The sequence below is a fragment of the Streptomyces sp. WELS2 genome (assembly GCF_013870595.1).
GTDB lineage: Bacteria > Actinomycetota > Actinomycetes > Streptomycetales > Streptomycetaceae > Streptomyces.
Map to the genome: position 1 here is coordinate 1 of NZ_JACBWZ010000576.1, position 4159 is coordinate 4159.

General features: G+C 70.2%; 5 protein-coding genes. 1 reads left to right on the forward strand and 4 read right to left on the reverse strand.

Annotated features, from left to right (window positions below; genetic code table 11):
- The coding region (locus tag H5J33_RS25945) for a co-chaperone YbbN (RefSeq protein WP_181797283.1) at positions 1-482 on the reverse strand (482 nt) is incomplete at its 3' end.
- A 207-nt stretch (positions 483-689) separates the two neighbouring features.
- Between H5J33_RS25945 and H5J33_RS25950 the strand changes: the two genes are divergently transcribed.
- On the forward strand, positions 690-1388 hold the full coding sequence (locus H5J33_RS25950; RefSeq protein WP_181797284.1) for a TetR/AcrR family transcriptional regulator: 699 nt from the start codon (positions 690-692) through the stop codon (positions 1386-1388).
- Here the strand turns inward: H5J33_RS25950 and H5J33_RS25955 are convergent.
- The 3 genes from H5J33_RS25955 to H5J33_RS25965 form a co-directional block, all read right to left on the reverse strand.
- Complete coding sequence (locus H5J33_RS25955; protein ID WP_181797285.1) at positions 1364-3064, reverse strand: methylmalonyl-CoA mutase; 1701 nt, start codon at positions 3062-3064, stop codon at positions 1364-1366. The two genes, H5J33_RS25950 and H5J33_RS25955, sit on opposite strands and share 25 nt — an antisense overlap.
- Positions 3065-3138: 74 nt before the next feature.
- A complete protein-coding gene (locus H5J33_RS25960; RefSeq protein WP_181797286.1) occupies positions 3139-3477 on the reverse strand; it encodes a DUF3817 domain-containing protein in 339 nt (112 codons plus the stop codon).
- A 43-nt stretch (positions 3478-3520) separates the two neighbouring features.
- The gene (locus H5J33_RS25965; RefSeq protein WP_030610206.1) at positions 3521-4030 is read right to left on the reverse strand and encodes a MarR family winged helix-turn-helix transcriptional regulator; all 510 of its coding nucleotides are present in this window, start codon (positions 4028-4030) and stop codon (positions 3521-3523) included.
- Positions 4031-4159 lie beyond the last annotated feature (129 nt).

Sequence of the window (4159 nt, forward strand, 5' to 3'; positions counted from 1 at the left end):
AAGCGCTGCTCGGCCACCGCCACAAGCTGGTCCAGGGTCTGCCGGATCTGCTGCTCGCCGGCCGCGCCCTGGAACAGCGGGAGCGCCTGGCCCGCGACGACGGCGAAGACGGCCGGGATGCCCTGGATCCCGAACTGCTGCATCAGCATCTGGTTGGCGTCGACGTCGATCTTGGCGAGGAGGAAGCGCCCGTTGTACTCGACGGCCAGCCGCTCCAGGACCGGGCTCAGCTGCTTGCAGGGCTGACACCACTCGGCCCAGAAGTCGATGACGACGGGGACTTCGGCGGAGCGCTGCAGGACGTCCCGCTCGAATCCTGCCTCATCGACGTCGATGACGAGATCGGCCGGGGAGACGGCCCCCGTCCCGCCCTGCCGGGCGGCTTCGGCGCGCGCCTGCTCGGCCTTGGCCTTGGCCTCCTGGGCCGCCTTCACCGCGGCGAGGTCGACGACACCGCTCATGGACATGTTCCGTGGCTGCATGCGTCTATCCTCCCCCGAGCCGGCGCCTGAACGAAAAAGCATTGTGTGGCGCCGGGTCCCCACCCGCGCCTCGTGGCCATCGCCCGTGTACGTCCCTCACGAGCTTTCGCTACGAGTCGTAGCGTAATGCCAGGAGGGCCTCGCGCGACACCGCACCCCGGTGATCTCCCTCACGGCAGCCCGCGACCCGCCGGTTATGGTCGAGGAATGCAGAGCCGCACCCCCGCCAGCCGTACCGGACGCCCGCGCAGCGCCGCCGCGGACACCGCGATCCTGGCCGCGACCCGGGAGGCTCTGGTCGAGCTCGGCTGGTCCAAGCTCACCCTCTCGGACGTCGCCACGCGCGCCGGGGTTGCCAAGACCACCCTGTACCGCCGCTGGGCCGGCAAGAACGAACTGGTCGTGGACGCCGTCGCGGAACTCTTCGACGAACTGGAGCTCCCCGACCTCGGCAGCCTCGCCGCCGACGTCGAGGGCGTCGTCCTGCAGTTCGCGGCCATCCTCGCCCGCCCGGAGGCCCGCAGCGGGCTGATGGCGGTGGTCGCCGAGTCCACCCGCGACGACGCGCTGCGCGAACGCATCCGCGCCTCGATCGTGGACCGGCAGATGCGCCTGGTCCTCGAGGGCCGCGCCCGCGCCCAGCACCGCGGCGAGCTCCCCCCGGAGCCGGACCCCGAGCAGGCCGCCCGCACGGTCGACCTCATCTTCGACATGGTCGCGGGCGCGGTGGTCCACCGCACCCTGGTCAGCGGCAAGCCGGCCGACGAGGAGTGGGTCCACAGCTTCATCCGGATCCTCCTGCTGGGCCTCGTGGGAGCGGCCCGCACGGACGCGCCGCCCGCCGGGGCGGTCCCCGGCGGACGGCGCGTCGACGGTGCCGGTCAGAAGCCGGCCGGCTCGGTGTAGACCCCCCACTCGTCCCGCAGCACCCCGCAGATCTCGCCCAGGGTGGCCTCGGCGCGTACGGCGTCCAGCATCGGCTCGATCATGTTGGCCCCGGAGCGGGCCGCCGCCAGCATGCCGTCGAGCGCGGCGCGCACGGCCGCCTCGTCGCGCGCGGCCCGGCGCTCGGCCAGGACGCGGACCTGCTCCCGCTCCACCTCGTGGCTGACCCGCAGGATCTCCAGGTCCCCGGTCACCGACCCGGTGTGGACGTTGACGCCCACCACCTTCTTGTCGCCCTTCTCCAGCGCCTGCTGGTAGCGGAAGGCGGACTCGGCTATCTCGCCGGTGAACCAGCCGTCCTCTATCCCGCGCAGGATCCCGGAGGTGATGGGCCCGATCGGGTGACGCCCGTCCGGGTGAGCCCTCAGGCCCCGCTCCTTGATCTGCTCGAATATCTTCTCCGCGTCCGCCTCGATCCGGTCCGTCAGCTGCTCGACGTACCAGGAGCCGCCCAGCGGGTCGGCCACATTGGCGACCCCGGTCTCCTCCATCAGCACCTGCTGGGTGCGCAGCGCGATCTCCGCGGCCTGCTCGCTGGGCAGCGCGAGGGTCTCGTCCAGGGCGTTGGTGTGCAGCGAGTTCGTCCCGCCGAGCACGGCGGCCAGCGCCTCCACGGCCGTACGCACCACGTTGTTGTACGGCTGCTGCGCGGTCAGCGACACACCGGCGGTCTGGGTGTGGAAGCGGAGCCACTGCGCCTTGTCGCTCTTCGCCCCGTACACGTCCCGCATCCACCGGGCCCAGATGCGCCGGGCCGCGCGGAACTTGGCGATCTCCTCGAAGAAGTCCACGTGCGCGTCGAAGAAGAAGGACAGACCCGGCGCGAAGACGTCCACGTCCAGGCCGCGGCTGAGCCCCAGCTCGACGTACCCGAACCCGTCGGCCAGGGTGTACGCCAGCTCCTGCGCGGCCGTGGCCCCGGCCTCCCGGATGTGGTACCCGGAGACCGACAGCGGTTTGTACGCGGGGATGCCCGCCGCGCAGTACTCCATCAGGTCGCCGATCAGCCGCAGATGGGGCTCCGGCTGGAAGAGCCACTCCTTCTGCGCGATGTACTCCTTGAAGATGTCCGTCTGCAGGGTCCCGTTGAGCACCCGCGGATCGACGCCCTGCCGCTCGGCGGCGACCAGGTACATGCAGAAGACGGGCACGGCCGGACCGCTGATGGTCATGGAGGTCGTCACATCCCCCAGCGGGATGTCCTTGAACAGCACCTCCATGTCGGCGGCCGAGTCGATGGCGACCCCGCAGTGCCCGACCTCGCCGAGCGAGCGCGGGTCGTCGGAGTCGCGCCCCATGAGCGTCGGCATGTCGAAGGCGACGGACAGCCCTCCGCCGCCCGCCGCGAGGATCATCTTGTACCGCTCGTTGGTCTGCTCGGCATTGCCGAAGCCGGCGAACTGGCGGATCGTCCAGGTGCGTCCCCGGTAGCCGGTCGGATGGAGCCCGCGCGTGAAGGGGTACTCCCCGGGCCAGCCGATCCGCTCGAATCCCTCGTACGTGTCACCCGGCCGGGGCCCGTACACCGGTTCCACGGGGTCACCGGAGAGTGTGGTGAAGTCGGCGTCCCGCTTGCGCGCGGCGTCGTAACGGGCCTGCCAGCGGCGGCGGCCCTCCTCGATGGCGTGAGCGTCCATACCCCCGAATTTACTTGGACGTCCTAGTAAATGTCGATGGCAGACCGCCGCACGGCATCCGTACGGCGGTGTCGCTACGCCTCGGCGACGGCCGGGGTCCGCCCGGCGACCTTGGCCTCGAGCTCACGGCTGATCTTGCGCTCGACGAAGAACGCGGCCGTGGGAATCGTGCCCGCGAGCAGCACCCACAGCTGCTTGCCGACCGGCCACTTCGCCTTGGAGCCCAGGTCGAAGGCGAAGACCAGGTAGACGACGTACAGCCAGCCGTGGGCGATGGCGACGACCCGCGTGAAGTCGGCGGCGCCGTTCATGTCCAGCCCGTACTTCGCGATCATGCTCAGGCACAGCAGCACCAGCAGGACACCCGTGGTGTAGGCCAGGACGCGGTAGCGGGTCAGCACGCTTTTTTTCATGGAGTCGAGCGTAACCACCCGATCCGGGAGATCTTGTCCCGGGTCACTCCTCCGTGAAGTCGTGTGCCGCGATCCGCAGGGGGCGGAACATCGCGAAGATCTCCCGGCACTCCTCCGCGTCGTACACACCGAGCCCGAAGTCCATGGCCATCAGATCGCGGGTGGCCGCGTCGACCACCTCGCGGCCCTTGTCGGTGATGACGGCGAGGGTGCCCCGGCCGTCGTTGGGGTTGGGACGCTTGGCCACCAGCCCGGATTTCACCAGCCGGTCCACGGTGTTCGTCACGGACGTGGGATGCACCATCAGCCGCTCACCGATCTTGGACATCGGCAGCTCACCGGCCTTGGAGAAGGTGAGCAGGACGAGAGCCTCGTAGCGGGCGAACGTCAGCCCGTACGGCTTGACCACCGCGTCGACCTCCGCGAGCAGGATCTGCTGGGCCCGCATGATGGAGGTGATCGCGGCCATGGAGGGCACGTTTCCCCATCGCTGCTTCCACAGCTCGTCGGCGCGGGCGATGGGGTCGAACGGAAGGCTGAGAGGCTTGGGCACGTCATCAGACCCTACCGGCCGGTCATATGCCGGTCAGCCCTGTCTCGGCTTTCGGTCACCGGCCGTTCCCGCCCGTGCGCGCGGGGCGAGCGCCCGACCGCACAGGGTGCCCGCCACACCTTCGACGGC

Coding starts and splice junctions, on each gene's coding strand:
- H5J33_RS25950 (WP_181797284.1), top strand. CDS start 690: ATGCAGAGCCGCACCCCCGCCAGCCGTACCGGACGCCCGCGCAGCGCC.
- H5J33_RS25955 (WP_181797285.1), bottom strand. CDS start 3,064: ATGGACGCTCACGCCATCGAGGAGGGCCGCCGCCGCTGGCAGGCCCGT.
- H5J33_RS25960 (WP_181797286.1), bottom strand. CDS start 3,477: ATGAAAAAAAGCGTGCTGACCCGCTACCGCGTCCTGGCCTACACCACG.